Source organism: Microvirga antarctica (assembly GCF_017921815.1).
In the GTDB taxonomy this organism is placed as follows: Bacteria; Pseudomonadota; Alphaproteobacteria; order Rhizobiales; family Beijerinckiaceae; genus Microvirga; species Microvirga antarctica.
The window spans coordinates 293774-318978 of sequence record NZ_JAGEMM010000001.1 but is presented as its reverse complement, the minus strand read 5'-3'; the positions used below and the strand labels follow the sequence as shown (position 1 = coordinate 318978).

Sequence of the window (25205 nt, the reverse complement as noted above, 5' to 3'; positions counted from 1 at the left end):
GAGAAGCGCCAGTGATGCCGAGTTTCGATCTGACAGGCCGGCGATGTCTGGTAACCGGCGCATCCAGCGGCCTTGGCCGCCACTTTGCGCAGGTCATTGCAAGGGCAGGGGCGGATGTGATGGTTGGCGCACGGCGGGCTGAGGCGCTGGAAACGCTGTGTGACGAAATCCACCGTGAGGGTGGCAAGGCCCGACCGCTCGCGCTGGACGTGACCGATCAGGCCTCGGTCGTTGCCGCGGTGGACGACGCCGTGGCACAGGGCGGTCTCGATATTCTGATCAACAACGCAGGCGTCACGGTCACCAAATCCGCTCTCGAACTCGCCGAAAGCGAGTGGGATCAGGTGCTCGATACCAATCTCAAGGGAACATTCCTGATGGCGCAGGCCGCTGCCCGTGCCATGAAGGCTTACGGAAGAGGCGGTTCCATCGTCAACATCGCGTCTATTCTCGGGCTGCGCGTCGCGGGCCATGTTCCCGCCTACGCCGCGTCGAAAGCGGGAGTCGTGCACCTCACCAAGGCGATGGCGTTGGAACTGGCGCGCGATGGGATCCGCGTAAACGCGATCTGCCCAGGCTACATGGAAACAGATCTCAACCGAGAATTCTTCCAGAGTGAGGCAGGCCGGGCGCTGATCCGCCGAATTCCGCAACGCCGTCTCGGCCGGCCAGAGGAACTCGACGGCGTCCTCCTCCTCCTGTGCTCGGAGGCCTCGTCCTACATCACCGGCTCGATCCTGGCGGTCGATGGCGGTCACCTCGTCTCGTCATTGTGAGGAAATAGTTTGATGGATTTTCGCATCTCGCCCCGGGTCGAGGATTATCGCGCGCGCATCGCGGCCTTCGTCGAACGAGAATTGATCCCACTCGAATCCGATCCGACCGCCTACGATCCCCACGAGAACATTCGCCCCGATCTCCTCGAGGTCATGCGGGAAAAAGCGCGGGCTGAGGGATTGTGGTGCCTGCAACTGCGCCCTGAGACCGGCGGCGCAGGGCTCGGCCGGGTCGGGATGGCGGTCTGCTACGAGGCGATGAATCGCTCGATCTTCGGCCCGGTTGTGTTCAACTCTGCCGCGCCGGACGACGGCAATATGATGCTGTTGGAAGCCGTTGGCACGCCCCAGCAACGTGAACGGTGGCTGCAGCCGATTGTGAGGGGCGAGGTCCGCTCGGCCTTCGCCATGACGGAGCCGCATCCGGGCGGCGGGTCGGACCCGGGCATGATCCAGACGCGGGCGGAGCTCAAGGGCGACAGATACGTGGTCCATGGCCGCAAATGGTTCATCACCGGCGCAGGTGCCGCGAGCCATTTCATCCTCATGGCACGCACATCGGACGATCCGCGCTATGGGTTGACGGCCCTACTCTTTCACAAGGACCAGCCGGGATGGCGGATCGCGCGTCGGATCCCGATCATGGGGCCCGAGGAGCATGGGGGGCATTGCGAAATCGAATTCGACGGATTGGAGATCCCCGTCGAGAACGTGGTTCTGGCTGAAGGCCAGGGTCTCAAGGTCACGCAGATCCGGCTTGGTCCCGCAAGGCTGACGCATTGCATGCGCTGGCTCGGGCTGGCGGAACGGTGTGTCGCCATCGCCCGCGACTATGCTGCGACCCGGCAGGGATTTGGCCAGCGTCTTGCGGACCGGGAGAGCATCCAGCTCATGCTGGGGGAACTCGCCATGGGCATCGAGATCGGTCGTCTGCTGGTGATGAAGGCGGCCTGGGAACTCGACCGCGGCGGCTTTGCTCGCAAGGAGGTGTCGATGGCCAAGATCCAGGTCGCCAATATTCTCCATCAGGCAGCCGATACTGCCATCCAGATCAATGGCGCTCGCGGCTATTCCAAGGACACCGTTCTGGAATGGATCTATCGCTACGCTCGCCAGGCGCGACTTGTCGACGGCGCCGACGAGGTCCATCGGATGGTCCTCAACCGGTTTCTGACCGAGGAAGGACCTGCGTTCTGGACCTGGCCGGTCGAAAGCGACAAGGCGGTCGCCTGAGTCGGAATGGGAGTTTGCCATGGCACACGAAGACGTTGCGCTGAGCCCTGCCGTGCCTGGATTCGATCCGATGCAGGTGGACGCATATCTGCGGGCCCACCTCTCGGGATTGTCCGGCCCCATGCGTCTGCAACCCATCGCCGGCGGGCAGTCGAACCCGACTTACTTCGTAACGTATGACCGGCATCGGTTCGTACTGCGCAAAAAGCCGGGGGGCGTGCTGCTGCCATCGGCCCACGCGATCGACCGGGAATACCGGGTGATGAGCGCGTTGGCGCAGACGGTGGTGCCGGTTCCTCGCATGGTGCTGTATTGTGAGGACGAGCAGGTGATCGGGACGCCGTTCTACCTCATGGACCGCCTAGACGGAGAGGTCGCTCACGATGCCGCGCTTCCGACGGTATCCCCGGAGCGCCGCCAACCGCTCTATCAGGCGCTCGCGCGCACGCTGGCGGCTCTCCACAACGTGGAACCGTCGGCGGTCGGGCTCGGCGATTATGGAAGGGGCGGAAACTATTTTTCCCGGCAGATCGCCCGCTGGACGCGGCAATGGGAGCTGTCCCGCACCCGCGAGGATGCCAACGTTCAGGCGTTGATCGACTGGCTGCCTGCCCATGTTCCCGCAGACGACATCACCGCCATCGCCCATGGCGATTATCGGGTCGGAAACGTCATGTTTCATCCCGTGGAGCCGCGCGTCGTCGGGGTGCTCGACTGGGAACTGTCGACGCTTGGACACCCGCTGGCGGATCTGGCACATAGCTGTATCGCCTGGCATTCCGAGCCGAGCGAATATGGCGGCCTCAGGGGACTCGATCTCGCTCGGTTGGGTCTTCCCCCCCAGGCTGAATACGAAGAGGCCTATTACGATGCGGTCGACCACGGGTTGCGAATGACGGCCTTTCACATGGCGTTTGCGCTCTTTCGCTTCTCTGTCATCTTCGAAGGTATCGCGGCGCGTGCCAAGGGGGGCAACGCCGCTGATGCCAATGCAGGAAAAACCGGTCTTCTCTCGGCCAGTTTTGCACGACGAGCGGTCGAGGCCCTGGAGCGGGCGTGATAGACAGGGACCGGACCTCCTGAGTGACATGATGACCAACATCTCCGGCATGACCGCGATCTGGGCGATTCTCGCGGATCCGATCCATCATGTGAAGACGCCCGAGGCGCTAAATGCGGTGTTGCGGGATCGCGAGATCGACGGCGTCCTGATTCCCGTTCACGTGGTGGCGGACGATCTGTCTCGGATCGTCGACGGGCTGCGGCGCATGCAGAATCTCAAGGGGTTCATCGTTACCGTGCCGCACAAGTCGGCGATGCTGGAGCTCTGCGATGAAGCGGACGACAGCGCCCGCGCGATCGGTGCGGTGAATACGATCCGCCGGGAAAATGACGGGAGGCTGGTCGGGGCCATGCTCGATGGCACGGGGTTCGTGGCAGGGTTGCGAACGGCCGGTATTGAGCCATCCGGAATGAGCGTTTACCTGGCCGGAGCCGGCGGCGCCGCCAACGCCATCGCTTTTGCATTGGCGGATGCGGGGATTGCCAAACTCAGTATCGCCAACCGAACCCGCAGCAAGTCCGACGATCTCGCACGCCGCCTTCACGGCCATTGTCCCCGGCTTGTGATCGACGTTTCAACGACCGACCCGTCCGGCCACGAACTCGTGGTGAATGCTACTTCGCTCGGCCTCCGGGACCGCGACCCCCTCCCGCTCGACGTTACCCGTCTCGACCAGACCCAGATCGTGGCGGAGATCATCATGCAGCCCGAGATCACGCCGCTCTTGGCCGCAGCACGTCTGCGGGGCTGCGGCATTCAGCCGGGCCGCCCGATGCTGACGAGCCAGCTCCACTTGATGGCCGATTTCATGGGCATGGTCTCATCATGACGGCGGAGTGCTTCGACTACATTGTGGTGGGTGGCGGAACCGCCGGGTGCGTGCTCGCCGATCGGCTCACGGCGTCCGGCAAGCACACGGTGCTGATGCTCGAAGCCGGGCGCGCGGGCGCAGGCTTCTGGGTTCCGATCCCCGCAGGGTTTGGCAAGCTCCTCACCAGCCCCCGGCATAACTGGCTGTTCCGAACCGAGCCAGAGTCGAACGTTCACGACCGCACCATCGTGGTACCCCGTGGCAAGGGTCTCGGCGGATCGACGCTCATCAACGGCATGATTTTCGTGCGGGGACAGAAGCAGGATTATGACACCTGGGCGCAGCGCGGCGCCAAGGGCTGGAGCTTCGACGATGTGCTCCCGTATTTCAGGAAGCTGGAGGATTTCCCGGAAAGCGACGATCCCCTGCGCGGGAAAGGCGGCCCGGTCAGCATCGTGCGGGTGGGCGAGCGGCCTGCGCTATCGGAGGCGTTTATCGCGGCTGCCGAACAAGCGGGCTTTGCCACCAACCCGGATTACAATGGCGCCGATCAAGACGGCTTTGGGTACTATCAGGTCAATCAACGCAATGGTCGACGCTGGAGTGTGGTCGACGCCTATCTCAAACCCGCCCTGTCCCGGCCCAATCTCGAGGTTCGGACCGGCGCGCATGTGACGCGGATCGATTTCGAGGACCGTCGCGCGGTCGGCGTGACGTATCGGGTTGGCAGCGAAGAAAGGCGTGTCAGAGCGCGCGCCGAGGTTGTCCTGACAGCTGGCGCGGTGCAATCACCACATCTCCTGGAATTGTCGGGCGTCGGTGATCCCGCGATCCTGGCCTCGGCCGGGCTGGACGTGTTTCATGCGCTTCCCGGAGTCGGCAACAACTACATCGATCACTACGCCACCCGCATGAATTGGCGCGTGAAGCAGTCGCTTACCCTGAACGAGACAAGCCGCGGATGGCGTCTTGGCCTCGCGGTCGCGCAATATTACCTGGCGCGGACGGGCATCCTGACCCTGGGAACCGGCCTGGCGCATGGCTTCGTCAAGACCCGTCCGGGGCTTGCGACGCCGGACGTCCAATATTTCTTCATGCATGCGAGTTATGCCAATGCCGGCGATCGCAAGCTCGATCGGCTGCCAGGCATGACCATAGGGGTGACGCAATTGCGGCCGGAATCGCAAGGGTCGATCCATGTGCGCTCGCCCGATCCGTCGGTGCCGCCGGCCATCCGTCCCAACCTTCTCTCGGCTTCCGTGGACCAGGAGGCGCTCGTGGCAGGCATGCGCATCGCCCGCCGGATCGTCGAACAACCGGCAATGGACCCGTACCGCGCCTTTGAAATGAATCCCGGGCCGGATGTCACGAGCGACGCGGATTTTCTCGATTTTGCACGCCGGACCGGTCAGACGATTTATCATGCCATGGGAACCTGCAGCATGGGGAGCGGGCCCCTGGCTGTTGTCGATGAAAGGCTCAGGCTGCTGGGCCTTGACGGGCTGCGCGTGGTCGATGCGTCAATCATGCCGACGATGGTGTCGGGCAATACCCAGGCGGCCGTCATGATGATCGCCGAGAAGGGCGCCGACCTGATCAAGGCAGACGGCCGCGGATGAACGCGCGGGGCCGGTTTAGAGGTAGGGCGGCGTGCAGGCGCTGACGACCTCGCAGGTGACCTTGCCGATATTGCGGAAGCGATGCGGCGTGCGGCTGTCGAACAGATAAGCGTCGCCGGGTCCGAGCAATCGCACCTGATCGCCGACACGGATCTCCAGTTGCCCGGACAGGACCACGCCGCCCTCGTGGGAATTGTGCTCCAACATGGTCGGGCCGGTATCGGCCCCCGGTTCATAGCGCTCGTGGAGAATCTGCAAGCCATGCTCGCGGGCGTTGCCGACCTGGCGCAACGTCATGCGCTTGCTGTTGTGGCCATGGAGCCGGCTCAGGCGAGAGGTGAGGTCGGTCAACTCGTCGGATTGGAAGAAGACGGTATCCTGATCCTTCGGCTTTTCCTGGAAAAAATCCGCCATAGTCATGGCCAGACCGCCCAGTATTTTGCGCAGGGAGGCCACAGAGGGACTGTTCTTGTTCTGCTCGATCATGGAGATCAGGCCGTGCGTGACGCCGGCCCGGTTGGCGAGTTCCCGCTGCGACAAGCCCGCGGCGCTGCGCAATTCCTTCAGCCTTCCGCCGGTGTCAAAATCCATTCCGTCACTCCCGTGCAGACGCATCTTATAACATCCCTACCGGATTAGACGATGAATAAGGGCTTGTCTTGCTCAAAATTTTGAGCAATCTTCACTAAATTCATCACCCTGCCGCGACCGAGGTCAATATAATGAGCGTTACCGCTGCATTGCAGAAGCGACACGAACAGGCCATTCCCCGTGGCGTCGCCACCAAGTCAATTTACGCTGGCCGGGCCGAGAACGCCGAATTGTGGGACGTGTCGGGCCGACGCTATATTGATTTCGCCGCCGGCATTGCGGTGCTCAATACGGGTCACCGACACCCGGATGTGGTGGCGGCCGTCACCGAGCAGATGAACGCGTTTACCCATACCTGCTTCCACGTCGCTCCCTACGAGAGCTACATCCGCCTCGCGGAGCGTCTCAATGCTCTGACGCCGGGCGACTTCGCCAAGAAGACGATGCTGGTGACGACAGGCGCGGAAGCGGTCGAGAACGCCGTGAAGGTGGCGCGCAGCGCGACCGGCCGCTCGGCGATCATCGCCTTCGGCGGCGCCTTTCATGGCCGGACCATGATGGGCATGGCGCTCACCGGAAAGGTGACGCCTTACAAGAAAGGCTTCGGGCCATTTCCGGCCGAAGTGTTCCATGCGCCCTATCCGAAGCCCTATCACGGGTTCAGCACGGAGCAGGCCATCGCCGGTCTCAGGCAGCTCTTCCTCAACGATGTCGACCCGGGCCGGGTTGCGGCGATCATCGTTGAGCCGGTGCAGGGGGAGGGCGGCTTCTATATTGCGCCGTTCGAGTTCCTCAAGGAGATCCGCAAAGTCTGCGACGAGCACGGCATCCTCATGATCGCCGACGAGATTCAGACCGGGTTCGCCCGGACCGGCCGGATGTTCGCGGTTGAGCACGCGGGTGTGGTTCCCGATCTCATCACGATGGCCAAGGGCCTTGCGGGCGGCTTCCCGCTGGCGGCGCTCACCGGCCGCGCCGAGATCATGGATGCGGCCGCGCCCGGGGGTCTTGGCGGCACCTATGGCGGAAGCCCCATCGGGATTGCCGCCGCCAACGCGGTCCTCGATATCGTCGAGCGTGACAATCTGTGCGCCCGGGCGGAGTCCATCGGAGCCCGCATGCAGGAACGTCTTGAGGCCATTGCGAAGAGCAATACCATGTCGGGAATCGGCGAAGTCCGATCGCTCGGCGCGATGGTGGCGGTTGAATTTGTCACAGACCGCGAAACCCGGGAGCCGGACGCGGCTCTGACCTCGGCAGTCATCGCCCGGGCCCAGGAAAAGGGCCTCATCCTGCTCTCCTGCGGCGTGAACGCAAACATCGTCCGCCTGCTCGCCCCGTTGACGATTCCGGATGCGCAACTCGACGAGGGGCTCGACATTCTCGAGCAGTCTCTGCGCGAAGTGGTCAAGCACTAGGTTTGAACGGAGTCGCGTCCTCTTCTCGTGGACCGACCTCGACTGCGCTCGAAAACGCTGTCATTCGCGTGCATCACTAAGGACCGGTCGGGGATAGCCTCCGATCGGCTGCCCCCTTTTTGCGAGATGAGACTGTGATGAACGGCGCTGACCGACTGTGCGACCTGCTTCTGGCCAATGACGTCGATGTCTGTTTTGCCAACCCCGGCACGTCGGAAATGCACTTCGTGGCGGCGCTCGATCGGAAGCCGGAAATGCGGTGTGTCCTCGGCCTGTTCGAGGGGGTCGTGACAGGTGCCGCCGACGGATACGCGCGCATGGCGGGGAAGCCGGCGGCGACGCTGCTCCATCTGGGTCCGGGCCTCGGAAACGGGCTTGCAAACCTGCACAACGCCCGCCGCGCCGAGACACCGATGATCAATATTGTCGGAGATCACGCGACCTATCATCTTCAATACGATGCTCCGCTCACGAGCGATATCGAGAGCATCGCGCGTCCCATGTCGAACTGGGTCAGAACGATCGCCAGCGTCGATGCGATGGACCGCGATACCGGCGATGCCTACGCGGCCGCCGTCTCGTTGCCGGGTGTGGCGACGCTCATCCTGCCAGCGGATGTGGCATGGTCGCCGGCGGCCGAAACACCGGTCGAACGCACGGAACGCCCACTTCCAGCCGCCATATCGGAAGAGCTGCTGGGAACAGTCATCGATGCCCTGCGATCCGACCAGCGGGTGATGATCATGCTTAGCGGCACGGCACTTCGCGCCGAGCCTCTTCGGGCCGCCAGCGCAATTGCCGCAAAGACCAAAGCCCGCCTGATGGCGCAGACCTCCAACGCCCGCATGGAGCGCGGCGCCGGCCGGGTCACCATTGAGAAATTGCCTTATCGCATCGATCTGGCGGTCGAGACGATGCGGGACGTCGATGTGCTGGTGCTCATCGGCGCCATCGCGCCAGCCGCGTTCTTTGCGTATCCCAGCAAACCAGGCGTTCCCTATCGCGACGATTGTGACGTGATTCATCTCGCATCGTCCGCCAGCGACCTTCCTGCCTTGCTGTCCCGTATGGCCCACGAGCTCGGCGCGACGGAGGTCCCTTCGCCTTCCTCCCCCGGCCAGCCGACCGCAGCGCCCGAGGATGGAGCGCTGACGGGCGAGTCGGTCTGCCGGATGGTTGCCCGCGCCATTCCGGAAGGTGCGGTAATCTGCGACGAGTCGATTTCGTCGGGGGCGAGCTTTTATGGATTGTCGCATGAATCCGCGCCGCACGATTATCTCGAACTCACCGGCGGCGCGATCGGCGTGGGTATTCCCCTGTCGCTTGGGGCGTCGCTCGCCTGTCCGGATCGGAAAGTCATCTGCCTTCAGGCGGACGGAAGCGGGATGTACACAGTACAGGGCCTCTGGTCCCAGGCCCGCGAGAACGCCGACGTGCTGACCATCGTCCTGGCGAACCGAACCTATGGCACGCTGCATTTTGAGATGCGTAACGTCGGCGTCAATCAGTTTGGCGAGAATGCTTCGATGATGCTGAACCTCGACAAGCCCGATCTGGATTGGGTGTCTCTGGCGAAGGGCATGGGGGTCGACGGCGGGCACGCCACCACGGTTGCAGAATTTGCGTCCCTGCTGAAGACAGGTCTGGCCCGCAAAGGGCCATTCCTCATCCAAGCGTCGATCTGACCGGTATCGATTGCCTTCGGACCACCGACAGACGGAGCGTCGGGCGCCGCCTGTCGTGATTCCCTGCTGATCGGGGTTTGGGGCCCGAACCGATCAGATTGCTGGTGTCCCGCGCTCGAACACGATCTCACCGCCGAGAATGGTCATGTCGCAGCGCGCTTCGGTTTCAACTACTTTCGGGTCGCACGCAAAAATGTCGTGCGAGAGGATGGCGATATCCGCGAGCTGGCCCGGAATCAGTCGGCCGATGTCCTCCTCGGCGAATTGCGAGAATGCGCCACAATACGTGTAGCAGTGAACCGCTTCCTCCATGGTGAGCCGCTGATCTTCGCCCAGGACCGTCCCGCGGCGCGAACGACGCGTCACCATCGTATAGAGGTTCTTGAACGGGTCGGTGGTCGAGACCGGGGCGTCGGAACTTGCGGCCGGGAGCAGACCGTCGTCGAGCCAGCGCCGCATGGGATAGGATGCTGCGGATCGTTCAGGTCCGAGGTTCTCGATGTACAGATCGCCGAACTCGTAGAGGAAGATCGGCTGCGGCACGGGATAGATGCCGGCGGTCTTCATGCGCTGCAGCTGATCTTCCGTGACGAAACCGCAATGCTCGATGCGATGGCGCCGACCGGCGATCGGCTTGTCCGCCGTGCCGGCTTTCTCGATCCCGCTGAGAACCTGTTCGATCGCCGTATCGCCGATGGCATGGATGGCGAGCTGGTAGCCTTGGGCGTGATAGCGGCCAAGCAGACCATGGGCTTCTTCATCCTTGAAGACGAGGATGCCGGTGTTGCCGGGCTCACCGACGAGATAGGGTTCACTGACCGCTGCGGTCAGGCCGCCGGCACTGCCATCGGTAAAGATCTTCATCGCCCCGTAGCGCAGCAAGCCGACCTCGCGGCCAAAATGAAACCCCTGTGCGTGGGCGTCTTCCGCCACACCGCCCGGATCCCCATAGAGGCAAACCCAGGTCCGCACCGGCAGGCGGTTCGTTCGTGCCGCCTCCTCATAAGCCTCGACTTCGACCATGCCGGTCTGTCCGACAGCTGCATCCATGACGCCGGTGAAACCTTGTGACAGCATGAACTTGCCGGCGCGCTCGATGGCATCAACAAGCTCTGAGCCAGGGATTCGCGGGATGGCGTCCGAGACGAGCAGCATGGCGCGTTCGGCGAGCAAGCCGGTGAGCTTGTTGTTGCGTCTTTCGATGAGACCACCCGCCGGGTCGAGCGTGTTCTGGCCGATGCCGGCCGCTTTCAGCCCCAACGAGTTGGCGACGGCCACGTGGCCGCAGGTGCGCTTGATGAAGACGGGATTGTCCGGTGCGACGCGATCCAGCTCGTCGGCTGTCGGGTGACGGCGTTCGCCGCGAAATTCATTGTGGTCATAGCCACGGCCGAGGACCCATTCCCCAGGCTTTTTCGTCCGGGCTGCATCGGCCACACGGGAGAGCACGTCATCCACGGACAGGATGCCTTCTTCCGGGCGAAGGTTTACCTCAACCATACCCACGCCGAGCGGGAGGAGATGCATGTGAGCATCGTTGAAGGCTGGAATGGCGACCCGTCCCGCCAGATCGACTCGCTTTGTCGATGGGCCGGCAAGCTCTGCAACGTCCGACACGCTTCCGGCGGAGACGATCCGTCCATCGCGTACGGCAAGCGCCTCCACAAAACCTTCCTTGAGACCGCAAAAAATGCGCCCCCCGGAGATCATCAAATCCGCCTTCATGCCATTCCCCGCTGAAAACCCGTTCCCGCTGCCGCCACCCGAGACAAGGCGCGGTCCAGTGGCCGACCTGATTGCCAGGTCGGATTTTCAATCACGATAGGTGTGGTCAGGATACTTGGCAATGGTGCGGCACTCGCCCGCGGTGCGCACACTCCCTCCTAGCGCCCATGGGCCAGAGAGTGCTGCGGCTGCATAGAATTTTGACCAGACTGCCATCCGTGGGGCCTCCCGACATCCATCAGACCGTGAAGGAGCGCGAAGTGCGGCAGAGCGCGAGGCCGCCGGAGCGCTTCGGGTGGAACCTGGTCCCGAGCTCCGGCTGCGCCTCGTCCGTGGTCAGAGAATCTGTGATTCGCCGTATCTCAGGGTGTTCGACCAGACCTGTTCCATCCGGCGCAAGGTCCGGAAGGTCGTCTCCAGGTCGCGCGCTTCCTCGTCGTCCCGCGCCATCGAGCGGTAATAGGCCTGATCCGCTTCGCGGACGAGTTCGCAGAGCGCCTTGCCTTTATCGGACAGGCGAATACGGGCCGAGCGACGATCCCGCTGCGAAGCGTTGCGATCCACGTAGCCGGTCTCGACAAGCCGCTTGAGATTGTAAGAGGCGTTCGAGCCAAGATAGTAGCCGCGATCGATGAGATCGCGCACCGACAGATCGTCGGCTCCGATGGTGAACAGCACCATCACTTGAGATGGACTGAGGTCCTCGATGCCCAGCCGACTCAGATCGACTCGAAAAAGATCGAGGGATCGACGATGCAGCCGTTCGATGAGCCGGAGCAGGTCGAGATGCGTCACGGCGTTCGTCTCGCCGACAGAGTCTGGCGGCCGCAGCGCTGGGGGGCGCTGCGCAATATCCTCGTGAGGTTGAGAGGGGCGAGACATCAGGTCCGCGCGCCCCGAAGGGCGTTCTGCCGCGAGAGCCTGCAACTCGCTATCGTTCCTGCTTTCCATGCTGGGTTCCACCAATGCTTATAAATTAGTTCGAAATTCGAAATGGTTCCGAAGCGTTTCCCAAATAACATGCCGTGTTTTTATGGTCCTTTTATTTGCCACAGATGATTTATAAGTGACATCCCTTGCAGATAATCTACGCTAATAAAGAAGATCGTCGAGGGACAGGACAAGTTTTTATCTTCTCAGGCAAACATGGGTAAAGTTTGTCCGGCGATAGGAAAGCAAGCCTGGCCTTGGCTGACCGGAGCTCACCTCGTATGAAGCAAACCACAAAAGCGGTCGCCGCGGCAGACCTCATTCATCAGGGTCGCCGGGCATTTTTCACAGGGCTGCTCTATGCGGGGCTGCTCAGCGCCGTCATCAACATGTTGCAGCTCACCGTGCCGCTGTTCATGTTGCAGGTGCATGACCGTGTCGTGAACAGCCAGAGCACCGATACCCTGGCGATGCTCATCGTGATTGCGGCCATCGGCCTGCTCATCTACGGCGTGCTCGACTTCATCAGGGCGCTGACCTTCCAGGTGATGGGCAGCATCCTGCTGCGCAAGCTCAATCTCCCGGTCCTGCAGGCTGCCGTTTCGGCCTCGGTCGGACGCGGCGCGGCACATGCCGGCCAGGCGATGCGCGACCTCAATGACATCCGCTCCTTCATCACCGGCAGCGCGATCAGCGTGCCGCTCGAGGCAGCGTGGTCGCCCATCTTTCTCGCGGTCCTCTTCGCTCTTCACCCCCTCTATGGCTTTGTCGCCGTGGTGTCGGCAACGATTCTCGTCGTCATGAGCTTCCTGTCCGATTTCCTGACCCGTCGCGCGATCAAGCGTGCCAACGAATCCGCCATCGACAGCCTCAGCGAGATCAGCGGCTCCCTTCGCCATGCGGAGGCGATCGAGGCGATGGGGATGCTCCCGGCACTGGCGCGGCGGTGGCGCGGCGCCCAGCTCCACACCCTCGACCTGCTCGACCTCGCCACCCGCCGCGGGCGGGCGCTCTCATCGATCACGCGCACGATGCGCTACATGATGCAGATCGTCGTCCTCTCCGTCGGCGCCGTGCTGGTCATCAGACAGGAGGTCAGCGCCGGATCGATGGTAGCCTCGAGCATCATCATGGGCCGCCTTCTGCTCCCCTTTGACACCATGGTGGATGGCTGGCGGCAATGGGTGACGGCAGGTGGCGCATGGAAACGGGTTCGCGACCTCCTCGAACACCAGACACCGCAGCGCGACACTGTGCCGACGCCGCGCACCCAGGGCGATCTGGTTGTGGACCGGCTGGTCTATGCGCCGGCGGGCGCGGACGTGCCGATTCTCAAAGGCCTCTCGTTCACCCTGTCGCCGGGCGAGGTGCTCGGTGTGGTCGGGCCCTCCGCAGCGGGGAAATCGACGCTGGCGCGTCTCCTTGTCGGCGTGCTGAAGCCGACATCGGGCGGCGTCTATCTCGACGGTCACAACGTCTTTCTCTGGGAGCGTGGCTCGTTCGGCGACATGGTCGGCTACGTTCCCCAGGCCGTGTCCCTTCTGGATGGATCCATCCGGGACAACATTGCGCGGATGGGGCAGGCCGATCCCAGACTCGTTCTCGAAGCTGCCCGCGCCGCGAACGTGCACGATATGATCGGGCGGCTGCCAGGCGGCTACGACACTGCTCTGGGTGACGCCGCGCATCTGTTGTCCGGCGGTCAACGGCAGCGCATCGCGCTGGCGCGGGCGCTCTACGGACGACCCCGGTTCATCGTTCTCGATGAGCCGAACGCCAACCTCGACACGGAAGGAGAGCGCGCGCTCATGCGCGCCATCGATGACATGCGTCTCGACGGCGCCATCGTCATCCTGATCGCCCATCGTCCTTCCATCATGCAGATCGCCGACAAGCTGCTGATCCTTCAGGACGGCCGCATCAGCCAGTTCGGGCCGCGCACGTCCATCGTCGGCGTCATCGATCCCGACGAGAAGGCTGTCGCCAAGGCCGGCCGCGGTACGGCCCTCTCAGTTCAACGGAGCGGAACATGAAGCGCGCCCCCCAGATTCTCGCCCCCCTCGAGAAAATGCCCGCCCTGAGACCGACCGACATGAAGCCCTGGGCCGAGCGCTACGAGAGTGAAGAGCCGAAATCGCCGACCTTCCGCACGCCCATGATTGCTGGCCTGACAACGATCGTCCTGGGGTTGGGCGGTTTTGTCGGGTGGGCCTTTTCGGCGCAACTGGACAGCGCCGCGGTGGCGTCCGCGACTCTCGTTGTCGATTCCAAACGAAAGACCGTCAGTCACCTCGAGGGCGGCATCCTCAAGACCTTGCTGGCGCAGGAGGGCGAGGTGGTGAAGGCTGGTCAGGCCGTCGTTCGGCTCGACGACACGCGCCCAAAAGCCGAGCTCGAACAGTTGCGCGGCAGGCGCGTCGGGCTGGAAGCGCGCCTTGTGCGGCTGCGCGCCGAGCAGTCTGGACAGTCCGAATTGGCCTTTCCTGCGGCCCTGGTGGCAAGCGACAGTCCCATCATCGGGGAGGTGATCAGCACCGAGCGCAAACTTTTTTCTGCGCGACGTCAGATGTATCACCAGAAAGTCGAGATCCAGCACAAGACGATCGAGCAGTTCCAGGCGGAGCTTCGTGCCGTCCAGGCGCAGTCCGATGCGAATGCGCGACAGGCGGAATTGCTCGACCGGGAGCTGAAAGCGATCGCAAGCCTGGTTGAAAAGGGCTATGCGCCGCGGCCGCGGCTCACCGAACTTCAGACCCGCGAAAGCGAATTGGTGGGGCGGGCGGGCGAACTCATCGCCCGCAAGGCGAAGGCCGAGCAGGCGATGGCTGCCGCCGAACTCGAGATCATGTCGATCGAGAACGATTTCCAGCAGCAGGTCGGCTCCGATCTCCAGACCTCGCAACTCGATCTCGCCGACACCTCCGAGCGCATGAACTCGGCCCGCGATATTCTGCGGCGCGTCGATGTCGTGTCGCCACAGGATGGGATCATCACCAACATCCGCTCGCGGACGCCAGGGGGCGTGATCTCGCCCGGGCAGCCGATTCTTGACATCATTCCGGAGAACGAGCGTCTCATCGTCGAGGCGAAGGTGGGATTGCGGGACGTCGACTCGGTGCGGATCGGGGCTCCTGTCCAGGTGCGCCTCACCGCCTATAACAACCGCAGCACCGCGCCACTTGACGGAAAGCTGACCTATCTGTCGGCCGACCAGCAGGTCGACGAGCGGACAGACACGGCCTATTTCATCGCCCGCGCCGAGATCCTTCCCGAAAGTCTCGCCAAGAATCCGGCGACGGCACTTTATCCCGGAATGCCGGCGGAGATCCTGATCCTCAACAAGCCACGTCGGGCGATCGATTATCTGGTAGCCCCGATCACCGAGAGCTTCAATCGGGCCTTCCGCGAAGAATAGCGACGCCGCGACCCATGCCTGAGAGCGGCGACCGTCCGGCCGCAGCGCTGACGGCTGTCGGGCCCCAATCGCGCGGGTCGCAGAAAATCGTTTCGAATTTCAAATCAAACTCGTCGTAAAGCCATTTCAAAATAGAATTGAAAGTATTGCTAAATAGTAATTCTTGCACTGCGAATTCGAATTGTGCGATGCAGCGTAAATATACTTTACAATGCAATTTCTTTAACTTAGCGTCTTGTGTGTTGAACGGAATTTGGCTTGCTGAATCGCAGTCCCAGTTCGACTTTGTCGCGTAACTCACGACGCAACTGATCGGTCGGTTCGATCGGGCGATCGTCCGTTCTTCCGGCGCAAACACGAAGGAGACAGATATGGCAACCCTCGGAGGTGGTGCGTCCGATGACGTGCTGTTCGGTACACACTCACCTGATGTGATCTTCGGACACGGCGGCAACGACCTGATTTTCGGTGGTGGCGGCAGCGACATCATTTATGGCGATGATGGCGACGATGTCGTGTTCGGCGGAGCAGGTGACGATGCGATTTTCGGCGGCGCCGGGGGTGACATTCTCTTCGGCGGCGCCGGTGCGGATCTCATTCAAGGTGGCGCCGGGGATGACTTCATCTTCGGCGGCAACGATGACGATATTCTCCAGGGCGGCGCGGGTGACGATTACCTGCGCGGCGGGAATGGCAACGACCTGCTGCAGGGAGGCGCCGGTAACGACGTTCTCGACGGCGGCTCCGGCAACGACATCCTTCAGGGTGGGACCGGCGACGACATCCTGCGCGGCGGATCCGGCGATGATATCCTTCAGGGCGGTGATGGCGATGACATCCTCACCGGCGGCTCCGGCAATGACCTTCTCCAGGGCGGCGCCGGCGACGATCTCCTGACGGGTGGCAGCGGACGCGACGTGTTCGTGTTTGCCGGCGGCGGCGGCAACGACGTCGTCCTGGACTTCAAGGTCGGCGAGGACCTTCTCCAGATCGCCAAGGGCATCAACGGGACGGATATCGAATCCGCGGACGATCTCGCGGGACGTTTGCATCAGGTCGGAGCCAACACGCTCATCGATCTGGGCAATGGCGATACCGTCACCCTGGTCGATGTCAGCGCCAACGACATCCACAACAACCCAGGCGACTACTTCAACGTCAGCTAATGAAACCGGGCGCCGCGGCCAAGAGGCTGCGGCGTCCGCCCATCGAGGTGTGCAGATTTCATGACGATGCTCGACGCTCATTCCCTTGCAGCCCCGGCAGACCGGACCAGTGTTCCGCGTGTGGGGTCGCTCGCTCCGAATGTCGTCATGATCGTCCTTGATGTGCCTGAGGCCGTCCGCTCCGCCGCACCCCTTTCCGTCGTCGAAGGCGGTCGTGTGACGCCGAATGCCTCACTCCGGCTGACGCGGGCCGATGGCGGCACACGGGTGGTGTGGGTTCTCCGCCGGCGAGAAGATGCCCTGTTCCGCGTGTCGCTCAGCACGAAGACGCACGGCAACGCGCTCGATATCGAGATCGCGAGCGATGCCGACCTGACCAGGGTTGATGCACAGGCGCTGATCGACACGGTCGACAGCACCGGGCGCGTGGCTCTGGTCTCGACCCTGTTCAACGTCTGGGGCCCTCTCTTCCGGCTCCAACGTGCGCCTGAATTTGCGCATTTCCTGCGCGCCGTCCTCCAGGTTCTGGCTCCTGAGCCGGCCGCGGCATCCGTTGCTGCGAGCGCTGGCTCGGAGGCGCTTCTGTTGCAGACGTCGTTGCCGGCCAGTTTCGGCAAGATCGATGCCGTCTACGGGTTGTCGGCGGACGGGCCCGTGCGGCTTTCATCGCAGGCGCATCGATCGATGGCGCCTGGAGCCCGCAACGCACTCCACTTGCTGGTGCCGCATCGCTTCGGCAGATCTGCGAGGGCGATCATCGTCCTCGTCGGCGCGGGCGGGCTGTCGATGCGCGTAGTCGCGCCGATGGCTGCCGGGCAGCCCTCTCTGGCCCGGTGGCTCAGCCAGCACGGCCCGGGAGCGCCGGACCTACGTGAATCGCTTCTGATCGAATTGTGCGGCCGGTCCGACGCGGGTCGGGCCATCGCGCTCGAGGCGCAGTTGCGCGCGCCGCTTCAGGCCCGCCGGGTCGTCGGCCAGCAGTTAACGCCTACGGCCGAGATCGTCTGCGCCCTGTCGACCGCTGCGGGCACGCTTGTGACCGGGTGGTACAATGATCCGGCCGATCTGGTCTCGGGACTGGCCGCACTCGGCGCGCAGACGCACGATCTGACCGACGCCCAGCATCGCTTCCCGGTCAGCGTCAATAATCCCAAGGACGGCAGCCCTATGACCGCAACGGGCTTTGCGGTTCTCGCGCCGCCGCGGGGAGGGACGGCCCGTATCCTCCAGCCCCGCTTTCGGCTTTGCCTGAAATCCGGCTCACATCATACGCTCGTCCCGCCGCCGCAGCCGATCGACGCCGTTGGCGCGCGGGCCGTGGCCTTGCGCGCGGTCCCGCCGGAGCATGTCAGCGACCATGTGCTCGCCACGATCCTGAGCCCAGTCATCGCCGATCTGCATGCGCAGAGTGGCGCCGGCGTTGGCGCACCGACCAGCGCCTGGATCGGCACGGCGCCACCTCGGCCGAAAGTGTCGGTCGTCATTCCGCTCTACAAGGTTCTGGACTTCCTGCGCTTTCAGATCGCTGCATTCGCCGCCGATCCGTGGCTTCGCGCGAATGCGGAACTGATCTTCGTCCTCGATTCACCCGACCAGGCTGGCGACCTCCACCATCTACTCGGCGGCTTCTACCTGATCTACGGCATGCCGATGCTGGTCGTCGTGATGGAGCGCAATGCCGGCTACGCGCGGGCCTGTAATACAGGGGCGGGGGCAGCGCGGGGCGAGACCCTCGCGCTCGTCAATTCCGATGTCATCCCGACGGCGAACGGCTGGCTCGAGCCGCTGGTCGTGCGACTCGGCGGCCGCAACCGCATCGGAGCCGTTGGACCGCGACTGCTCTTCGAGGATGGGTCGATCCAGCACGCGGGCATGTATTTCGCGCAGGATCACCGCGGTCGCTGGCTCAATCACCATTTTCATAAGGGGATGCCGGGCTCCTATGCGCCCGCCGCCGAGCCGCGCATTGTTCCCGCCGTGACCGGCGCCTGTCTCGTGATGAAGCGCGCGCTCTACGAACAGGTTGGCGGCTTCACCGAGGACTATGTCATCGGTGATTACGAAGACAGCGACCTGTGCCTGAAGATCACGATGACAGGCCGCCGGATCGCCTACGTCCCGGAGGTCTCTCTCTATCACCTCGAACGGCAGTCGATGTCCGTCAACGCCGACTACATGCGCGGCATCGCATGGCAATACAACTGCGCACTCCACACCGCCCGTTGGGGCGGTTTGATCGCGGCCATCGCGACGTCGGAACGACGCAGTCTCAGAACCAGGAGCGCCCTCTCATGAACGTCCAACGCGTCATCGCGGCAGCGCCCGAAACCATGGGCTTGTCGGCCGCCGAGGATATGCGCCTGACTTGGCTGATGTCGGCTGTCGAGGCCAACCGCTTTCTGCCCGCGCCGGCGCCGGAGAACGTGTTTGTCGGCGACGGCGATTATCGCGCTATCGGCGCAGAGTTCCTCGGCCACTTCGTGCGCATCGGCGGTCTGCGGCCGTCCGACCGCGTTCTCGATATCGGGTGCGGCATCGGGCGCATCGCGGTGCCGTTGACGCAATATCTCGATGGAGAGCCGGGGCGCTATGAAGGTGTCGACCCGGTGGGCGAGGGCATCGCGTGGTGCGGACGCCACATCACCAGCGTCTACCCGCATTTCCGCTTTTGCCAGGTCGACGTCGCCCACGCGCTCTATAACCCCGGCGGTTCCCTGCGGGGCGAAGAGGTGGTGCTGCCCTTCTCCGATGGGAGCTTCGATTTCGCCGCCATGGTGTCCGTCGCAACGCACCTGCCGTCCAGCGAAATCGCCGCTTATGCGCGCGAGACGGTGCGTCTCCTTGCGCCCGGCGGGCGCCTCTTCGTCACGGCGTTCCTGATCGGTCCGGGAGATATGGAGCGAGCGGACGCGCGTCCTCGCTTTGTGCCCGGCCCGGAGCCGCGCTCCTGGACAGCCGATCCGAGCGCGCCGCTCGGCGCCATCGGTTTTGAAACCGGCGTGATCGAAGCGGTGCTGGAGACGGCGGGATTGGGGATCGAACGTGTCGCGCTCGGGCATTGGCGCGGGACGCCAAGCGCCCATTACCAGGACATCATCGTGGCCACCAAGCCCGGAGCGCGCGCTTGACGACCCGCATCCTCGTCGTGGCCCATAACCATCCGGCCCTGCACCCGGGCGGCACGGAGATCTTCGCCCACGACCTGTTCGGCGAGTTGCGATCACGCCCGGACGTGAAGGCCCTGTTTCTTGCCGCCACCGATCGCAATCACCGGGAGCAGCGCCCTGGAACCAGCTTTCAGACCGTCAGCGCCGATCCCGACGAGGTCGTGGTGTGGAGTGGGCATTTCGACCGCTTCTATATGAGCCAGATCGACGCCTACGGCGTCATTCCACAATTGCAGGGGCTGCTCGAGGAATTTCGGCCGGATGTGGTCCACATCCATCACCTGCTGCTCCTCGGCGTGGAGTTCATTGCCCTCGTCAGGCGCGTGCTGCCCAAAGCGCGGATTGTCATGACGCTGCACGACTACTACGCCATCTGCGCCCATGACGGCCTCATGATGCGCACGACCGGCCGGGAGCGCTGCACCGGCGCGTCTCCCAACCGCTGCCATTCCTGCTTCCCGGCCATCGCGCCGGATAAGTTCCTGCTGCGCGAACGCCATATCAAGACGATGCTGGGGCAGGTCGATCGCTTTCTCGCACCGAGCCAGTTCATCAAGGATCGTCACGTCGCCTGGGGATTGCCAGCAGCCTCCATCGACGTCGTGTCGAACGGCCGGCCGGATGTGCCTTCCGCACCGCATCGTCCGTCTCCCGACGGTCGACGGCCGGTGTTTGGATATTTCGGAAACCTCAATCCGTGGAAGGGCCTCGTCGTTCTTCTCAATGCCGCGCAGCAACTGCGCGCTGACAAACTCGAGGGGTTTGCATTGCGCGTGCACGGCGGCGCACCGTTCCAGGCACAGACCTTCCTCGACGAAATCGACACGCTCCTTGCGGACACCGCTCCGCAGGTCCGTCGCCTTGGCCCTTACCAGCGCGGCGAGATCGGCGCGCTCATGGCGGACGTCGATTGGGTCGTGGTGCCGTCGATCTGGTGGGAGAATGCGCCTCTGGTGATCCAGGAAGCATTTCGGCACGGCCGGCCGGTGATTGTCAGCGATATCGGCGGCATGGCGGAGGCTGTCCGACATGGGGTCGACGGTCTGCATGTGCGGGCGGACGATCCGGAGGCGCTGGCACGCGTCATGCGAGAGGCCGCTGATACGCCGGGATTGTGGAGCAGGCTGGTCGCGGGGATACGGCCGCCACCGACCATCGCGGCGGTCGCCGACCGTCATCTTGAAATTTATCGCGGCCTCGGGCTGCCGGCGCACAACCTCGAGCCGTCCGGCCCTGCCGCTGACAGTGCGGACCGTGGAGCGCAAGCAGCATGAGTGCAGCAGAAAAGAAAATGCCGGTCGCCGTCGAGGCGATCACCCCGCAGATCCAGGGCAGCATGGACGCCATCGAGGCCCGGCGGCTCTTCGGCTGGGTGCGCGACCGGGCGCGCCCGCAGGAACGGCTCCTCGTGCGCGTTCTGCTGGCGGGCCGCATGATCGCATCGGGAACTGCCGACCGGCCACGCGTCGACCTGCGCCGCAATGGCATCGGCGACGGGGCTTACGCATTCGAGGTCGAACTTCCCGAGGGATTGTCGGATGAGGATCGCAGTCGCCTCTCGGTTGTGGCGGTTTCGCCCACCACTGGGCATGAGGTCGTCCTGCAGATCCCGGTCCAGACCGAGCGCAGCGCCGAGGCGGCTATCAATGCGCCCTTGAGCCGGGTGCTCGATCAGCTGGAAGTCTTGATTGCGGCGCAGCGCCGCTCGCAGATCATCCAGCGGGAGACGGTCGAGACGTTGCGCGGCACCGCCGAACAGGTGGAGCAGATGGCCTCGAAGGAGGACGGTCTTGGTGCTGCGCTCGACCTCGTGCGGTCGGGCCGTGACGATCTCGTCCAGCGGGTGTCGGATCTGGAGGTCTTTCTGTTGCGCTTCGACACGGTCCTGACCGGTTTCGACGCCCGTATCCGGGATCTGTCGAAGGCCGCGGATCGGCCGATGCGTCGGGCCGCTTCGCTTCTGATCATGCTCGGTGCCGTCACCGCGGTGGCGTGCACAGCCATCCTTCTGATCCTCCTGCGTTCGGGAAGCCCATGACGTCGATCCACGCCCTCGTCGATCTGCGCCACTCCGCTCCGCCGGGCGGAAGCGGGCTGACAAGCACCAACACGCTGACCGATCACCTGTCGCTGCCGCTCGACGGTGAGTCCGTTCTCGCCACGCCCATCGGCGAGGATCTGGTTCTGGTCTGCGGCGTAGCGGCGGCGATGTCCGGACAGGCGCCCGCCCTGCTCAACGGTGACCCGAGCATGGCGATGACAGCGACGGTCGCCACCTGGGCCCGCGCCGGCGCGCCCGCCGAGCAGTCCGTTGGTTTCGTGGCTGTCGTTCCGCTCAAGATTGCCGGGCGCTTGCGCCTGCGCTCCATTGTCCTGCGGAGCCAGGGTCAGCCGGCGCGGTATACGCTGATCAAGCGTGCGGTGCCCTTCGCGCTTCTCATGCGGATCGTGTCGGCAGAATCCGGCGATCGCTTTGCCGCCGTTGCCGACGTGATGGCGCAAGCGCTGATGGCGGAAAGCCCCAGCGCCGACCGCCTGGCCGCCGCCATGGCCCTGCTCGCCGCCACCGCGCGCAATGACGGCTACGTGGAGGTCATGGGGCCCCTGGATGCGGGGGAGGCCTATCTTCAGGGATGGTCGAACACCCTGCCGGTGGATCTGTCGCGCGTGCTCGTCGCTCACAATGGCCACCACATTGCCGACCTCACCGCGGCAGCCGTCATGCGCGAGGATCTCGGCGGAAGCGGGCAGGGGTTTGTCGGCCTCCTTGCCAATCCCGCGATGGCGCTCGATCTCGAACGGCTCGAACGCCTGTACTTCCGTACCGCCGATGGGTGGCGGACGCTTGAGATTTATCAGCGGCGCGTGCTTCTGCCTCCCACCGACGTGCCGGCCCATATCCGCGATGTCGTGAAGCGCGCGAGCGCCGGTCCCGACACGTTGCAAGTGCTGCGCCGCGCAGGTCAGCGCTTCGACGGCCGCGACACGGTGTCGATCCTCGACCAGCCCATTCGCCTTGGCATGGACCTGGTGGTCGAGGTTCCGGGCGGCGGGATCCTGGTCACCGGCTGGATGCTCGATCCCGATCGCCTCGTCGAGTCCATCGTTCTGCGCGCCGGATCCGAATCCGCGCCTGTCAACACTTCCTGGACACGCCTTCCGCGTCCCGACGTCACGGCTGCCTTTCAGCATGACGATCTGTTCGCCGGCAGCATCGACCCGGCGCGGCACGATCACGGGTTCCTCGCCTTCGTTCCGGGCCTGTCCTCGGCAAGCGATGCGGCGGTCTATTTCGAGCTGGCGCTCGAGACACAGGGCCTCGCATTCTATCCGCTGAAACCCGTGCGGGCACTGTCCCGCCGGGCGCTTGAGCGGCTGGTCTCGTCCCTCGATCCGCGCATGGCTGGCGGTGTGAAGGCGATCGAGCGGCATATCGGGCCGATGATGCAGGCCCTCGACCATCCGGCGCCGCGCGTCGTGGAAATCCGCGATTTCGGCTTCAACGACACTGCCGCCTCGACCGTGGTCATCGTGGGCGCGGGCCTCGACATCGAGGAGGTCACTGTCACTCTGGCACTTCTGGCGCTCGACCCCGACGTCGGCGCGACGCCGATCGCGGTCTGCGTGCCGGTCGCAGTTCTGGGCGACATCGCAGCCGAGGTCCAGCGGGTCGCGGCCTTCTACGGGTTGGGCGTCCGGCTGATCGCGGCGGAGGGCGTGCAGGATGCATGCGACGCCTTCGAGGCGGCGATCGGCGGCACGAAGGCTGAGACGCTGGTTCTCTTGTCTGCAGGCGTGCTGCCGCGCCAGACCGGCTGGCTCACCCGCCTGCAGCGCGCCTATCACGCGCGCGGCGGCAAGGTTCTGGTCAGCCCGACCATTGTGTTCGAGGACGATTCCATCCGCTTTGCCGGAACCTGGCTCGACGACAGCGAGCGTCTCCTGGTCGACCGCTTCATCGGCTATCCCCGCGACGTTGTGCGGGGTGCGGAGGCCACCGAGGTGATCGCCGGCACGACGGCGTGCTGCATCGTCGCGCGCTCGGCGCTCGCCAGCACCGGCGGATTCAGCCGGTCGTATCTGGGCGTCGCCGAGAAGGGGCGGGACCTGTGTCTCAAGCTGAAGCTCGCGGGCATTCCATCCTTGTGGCTTCCCGAGGTTGAGATGGTGGCCGCTGACGAGGAGGCTGGAGCGATGGGCGTGCCGTGGCGCAGACTGGCGGATCGGATCGACCGATGGAGTTTCAACCGGCGCTGGTCGCTTCTCGTCGCGAACATGCGGGGGGCCAAATGACGGATCGCATGCGTGTCCTCGTGGTCTCCCACGGGCATCCGAGCTTCTCCCTCGGCGGCGGCGAGATCGCCTCCTACAATCTGCACAAGGGTCTCAACGGCACAGACGGCGCGGAATCGCGTTTTCTCGCGCGGGTCGGTCATCCGGTTGTCCGCCATGGCGGGACGGCTCTTTTGAGCCTGCGCCAGAAGGACGGCGAAATCCTTTATCATGCGGACGATTACGACGATTTCCTGCTGTCGAACCACAACACCGAGGAGCTGGAACGGGACTTCCTTCGCGTGGTGCGTGAACTGAAGCCGCATGTGGTCCACTTCCACCATTTCATCGGCCTCGGCCTCGAATGCCTGTATGCGGTTCGCCAGGCGCTGCCGGAGGTGATCATCGTGGTGACGTTCCACGAGTTCCTGTCCATCTGCCATCACCACGGCCAGATGGTGAAGACGGGCAGCACGAAGCTCTGCCACCGCTCGTCGCCTGCCGATTGCAATGCGTGCTTTCCGGCGATTCCCCCGGCGCGGTTTCTGCGCCGTGAGTATTTCATCCGGTCGCTGCTGCAGGTCGCCGACCATTTCGTCTCGCCGAGCCAGTTTCTGGTGGACCGCTACGTCGATTGGGGGCTCTCGCGTGATCAGTTCACCGTCATCGAGAACGGCCTCGACATCGTGGAGCCGGCGCCTGCGCGCGCGCTTCCCGACCCGCAGGGACGGCGGTCGCGCTTTGCCTATTTCGGACAGATCACCGCGTTCAAGGGCGTCGACGTGCTGCTCGACGCCGTGGCGCGGATTCCCGACGCCGTCTGGGGCGATGACGCGCAATTGATGATCTTCGGCGGCAACCTCGAACGTCAGCCCAAGGCGTTTCAGGACAAGATCGCGACCTTGCTGGAACGGGCTGGGTCGCGGGTGAGGTTCTATGGCGCCTATCAGAACAGCGAGATGCCACGGCTGATGAAATCCGTCGACTGGACGATCATTCCGTCAATCTGGTGGGAGAACTCGCCGATCGTCATTCAGGAATCGTTCTTCCACGGCCGCCCGATGATCTGCAGCAACGTGGGCGGCATGGCCGAAAAGATCACCGATGGCATCGACGGTCTCCATTTCCGCGTCGGCTCCTCGGAAGACCTGATCGACCGCATGGTCGAGGCGCTGACCGATCCCACCTTGTGGGGCCGCCTCCGGGACGGCATCCGGCGGCCGATCGACATCGACGCCTGCGCGAGCCTCCATCTCGATCTCTACCGGGATCTGGCGTCCCGCTCGCCCCTTGCCCTATCAGCCACGGCCCGCTCGGCCTGAGCCTGTCAAACC

19 protein-coding genes are annotated in these 25205 nt (G+C 64.0%); 16 read left to right on the top strand and 3 right to left on the bottom strand.

Features of this window, described 5'->3' with window-relative positions; genetic code table 11:
• Positions 1-14: 14 nt before the first annotated feature.
• From J4G32_RS01610 to J4G32_RS01590, 5 genes are read left to right on the top strand one after another with little or no spacing between them, the layout of a single operon-like run.
• Positions 15-776: an SDR family NAD(P)-dependent oxidoreductase gene (locus tag J4G32_RS01610; RefSeq protein WP_210483421.1), complete on the top strand. Its 762-nt coding sequence runs from the start codon at positions 15-17 to the stop codon at positions 774-776.
• Positions 777-788: 12 nt separating this feature from the next.
• Entirely contained in the window at positions 789-2009 is a 1221-nt protein-coding gene (locus tag J4G32_RS01605) for an acyl-CoA dehydrogenase family protein (protein WP_210483412.1), read from the top strand.
• Positions 2010-2028: 19 nt separating this feature from the next.
• A complete protein-coding gene (locus J4G32_RS01600) occupies positions 2029-3069 on the top strand; it encodes a phosphotransferase family protein (protein WP_210483404.1) in 1041 nt (346 codons plus the stop codon).
• Positions 3070-3100: 31 nt separating this feature from the next.
• Entirely contained in the window at positions 3101-3901 is an 801-nt protein-coding gene (locus tag J4G32_RS01595; protein WP_210483401.1) for a shikimate dehydrogenase family protein, read from the top strand.
• Complete coding sequence (locus J4G32_RS01590; protein WP_210483399.1) at positions 3898-5502, top strand: GMC family oxidoreductase; 1605 nt, start codon at positions 3898-3900, stop codon at positions 5500-5502. The genes J4G32_RS01595 and J4G32_RS01590 overlap by 4 nt, the downstream gene beginning before the upstream one ends.
• Positions 5503-5517: 15 nt before the next feature.
• On the opposite strand, the gene J4G32_RS01585 is transcribed toward J4G32_RS01590, so the two are convergent.
• The gene (locus J4G32_RS01585; RefSeq protein WP_210483397.1) at positions 5518-6093 is read right to left on the bottom strand and encodes a cupin domain-containing protein; all 576 of its coding nucleotides are present in this window, start codon (positions 6091-6093) and stop codon (positions 5518-5520) included.
• Between the two features lie 131 nt (positions 6094-6224).
• Between J4G32_RS01585 and gabT the strand changes: the two genes are divergently transcribed.
• A complete protein-coding gene (gabT, locus tag J4G32_RS01580) occupies positions 6225-7511 on the top strand; it encodes a 4-aminobutyrate--2-oxoglutarate transaminase (RefSeq protein ID WP_210483395.1) in 1287 nt (428 codons plus the stop codon).
• A gap of 137 nt (positions 7512-7648) precedes the next feature.
• On the top strand, positions 7649-9196 hold the full coding sequence (locus J4G32_RS01575) for an acetolactate synthase large subunit (RefSeq protein ID WP_210483393.1): 1548 nt from the start codon (positions 7649-7651) through the stop codon (positions 9194-9196).
• A gap of 93 nt (positions 9197-9289) precedes the next feature.
• Here J4G32_RS01575 and J4G32_RS01570 read toward each other — a convergent pair whose 3' ends face one another.
• Together J4G32_RS01570 and J4G32_RS01565 are read right to left on the bottom strand one after the other, a co-directional pair.
• On the bottom strand, positions 9290-10921 hold the full coding sequence (locus J4G32_RS01570; RefSeq protein ID WP_210483391.1) for an amidohydrolase: 1632 nt from the start codon (positions 10919-10921) through the stop codon (positions 9290-9292).
• Positions 10922-11257: 336 nt separating this feature from the next.
• Positions 11258-11716: a MarR family transcriptional regulator gene (locus tag J4G32_RS01565; RefSeq protein ID WP_343232565.1), complete on the bottom strand. Its 459-nt coding sequence runs from the start codon at positions 11714-11716 to the stop codon at positions 11258-11260.
• Between the two features lie 416 nt (positions 11717-12132).
• Here J4G32_RS01565 and J4G32_RS01560 point away from each other — a divergent pair, with 416 nt between their 5' ends.
• The 9 genes from J4G32_RS01560 (at position 12133) to J4G32_RS01520 (ending at position 25193) form a co-directional block, all read left to right on the top strand.
• Entirely contained in the window at positions 12133-13884 is a 1752-nt protein-coding gene (locus tag J4G32_RS01560; RefSeq protein WP_210483389.1) for a type I secretion system permease/ATPase, read from the top strand.
• Positions 13881-15266, top strand: a complete 1386-nt coding sequence (locus J4G32_RS01555) for an HlyD family type I secretion periplasmic adaptor subunit (protein ID WP_210483387.1) — start codon at positions 13881-13883, stop codon at positions 15264-15266. Before J4G32_RS01560 ends, J4G32_RS01555 begins: the two co-directional genes overlap by 4 nt.
• A 371-nt stretch (positions 15267-15637) precedes the next feature.
• Positions 15638-16432, top strand: a complete 795-nt coding sequence (locus J4G32_RS01550; protein ID WP_210483385.1) for a calcium-binding protein — start codon at positions 15638-15640, stop codon at positions 16430-16432.
• Between the two features lie 60 nt (positions 16433-16492).
• Complete coding sequence (locus tag J4G32_RS01545) at positions 16493-18727, top strand: glycosyltransferase (protein ID WP_210483383.1); 2235 nt, start codon at positions 16493-16495, stop codon at positions 18725-18727.
• Complete coding sequence (locus J4G32_RS01540; protein ID WP_246504724.1) at positions 18724-19560, top strand: class I SAM-dependent methyltransferase; 837 nt, start codon at positions 18724-18726, stop codon at positions 19558-19560. The genes J4G32_RS01545 and J4G32_RS01540 overlap by 4 nt, the downstream gene beginning before the upstream one ends.
• On the top strand, positions 19557-20873 hold the full coding sequence (locus J4G32_RS01535) for a glycosyltransferase family 4 protein (protein WP_210483381.1): 1317 nt from the start codon (positions 19557-19559) through the stop codon (positions 20871-20873). The genes J4G32_RS01540 and J4G32_RS01535 overlap by 4 nt, the downstream gene beginning before the upstream one ends.
• Positions 20870-21637 carry a hypothetical protein gene (locus J4G32_RS01530; RefSeq protein WP_210483379.1) on the top strand — a complete coding sequence of 256 codons (768 nt, stop codon included), beginning with the start codon at positions 20870-20872 and terminating at the stop codon, positions 21635-21637. Before J4G32_RS01535 ends, J4G32_RS01530 begins: the two co-directional genes overlap by 4 nt.
• The gene (locus J4G32_RS01525) at positions 21634-23892 is read left to right on the top strand and encodes a hypothetical protein (protein ID WP_246504723.1); all 2259 of its coding nucleotides are present in this window, start codon (positions 21634-21636) and stop codon (positions 23890-23892) included. Before J4G32_RS01530 ends, J4G32_RS01525 begins: the two co-directional genes overlap by 4 nt.
• Positions 23889-25193, top strand: a complete 1305-nt coding sequence (locus tag J4G32_RS01520; RefSeq protein WP_210483377.1) for a glycosyltransferase family 4 protein — start codon at positions 23889-23891, stop codon at positions 25191-25193. The genes J4G32_RS01525 and J4G32_RS01520 overlap by 4 nt, the downstream gene beginning before the upstream one ends.
• Positions 25194-25205 lie beyond the last annotated feature (12 nt).

Bases quoted from the DNA above. Each gene is read 5' to 3' on its own strand.
- J4G32_RS01610 (WP_210483421.1), top strand. From the start codon at position 15: ATGCCGAGTTTCGATCTGACAGGCCGGCGATGTCTGGTAACCGGCGCA.
- J4G32_RS01605 (WP_210483412.1), top strand. From the start codon at position 789: ATGGATTTTCGCATCTCGCCCCGGGTCGAGGATTATCGCGCGCGCATC.
- J4G32_RS01600 (WP_210483404.1), top strand. From the start codon at position 2,029: ATGGCACACGAAGACGTTGCGCTGAGCCCTGCCGTGCCTGGATTCGAT.
- J4G32_RS01595 (WP_210483401.1), top strand. From the start codon at position 3,101: ATGACCAACATCTCCGGCATGACCGCGATCTGGGCGATTCTCGCGGAT.
- J4G32_RS01590 (WP_210483399.1), top strand. From the start codon at position 3,898: ATGACGGCGGAGTGCTTCGACTACATTGTGGTGGGTGGCGGAACCGCC.
- J4G32_RS01585 (WP_210483397.1), bottom strand. From the start codon at position 6,093: ATGGATTTTGACACCGGCGGAAGGCTGAAGGAATTGCGCAGCGCCGCG.
- gabT (WP_210483395.1), top strand. From the start codon at position 6,225: ATGAGCGTTACCGCTGCATTGCAGAAGCGACACGAACAGGCCATTCCC.
- J4G32_RS01575 (WP_210483393.1), top strand. From the start codon at position 7,649: ATGAACGGCGCTGACCGACTGTGCGACCTGCTTCTGGCCAATGACGTC.
- J4G32_RS01570 (WP_210483391.1), bottom strand. From the start codon at position 10,921: ATGAAGGCGGATTTGATGATCTCCGGGGGGCGCATTTTTTGCGGTCTC.
- J4G32_RS01560 (WP_210483389.1), top strand. From the start codon at position 12,133: ATGAAGCAAACCACAAAAGCGGTCGCCGCGGCAGACCTCATTCATCAG.
- J4G32_RS01555 (WP_210483387.1), top strand. From the start codon at position 13,881: ATGAAGCGCGCCCCCCAGATTCTCGCCCCCCTCGAGAAAATGCCCGCC.
- J4G32_RS01550 (WP_210483385.1), top strand. From the start codon at position 15,638: ATGGCAACCCTCGGAGGTGGTGCGTCCGATGACGTGCTGTTCGGTACA.
- J4G32_RS01545 (WP_210483383.1), top strand. From the start codon at position 16,493: ATGACGATGCTCGACGCTCATTCCCTTGCAGCCCCGGCAGACCGGACC.
- J4G32_RS01540 (WP_246504724.1), top strand. From the start codon at position 18,724: ATGAACGTCCAACGCGTCATCGCGGCAGCGCCCGAAACCATGGGCTTG.
- J4G32_RS01530 (WP_210483379.1), top strand. From the start codon at position 20,870: ATGAGTGCAGCAGAAAAGAAAATGCCGGTCGCCGTCGAGGCGATCACC.
- J4G32_RS01525 (WP_246504723.1), top strand. From the start codon at position 21,634: ATGACGTCGATCCACGCCCTCGTCGATCTGCGCCACTCCGCTCCGCCG.
- J4G32_RS01520 (WP_210483377.1), top strand. From the start codon at position 23,889: ATGACGGATCGCATGCGTGTCCTCGTGGTCTCCCACGGGCATCCGAGC.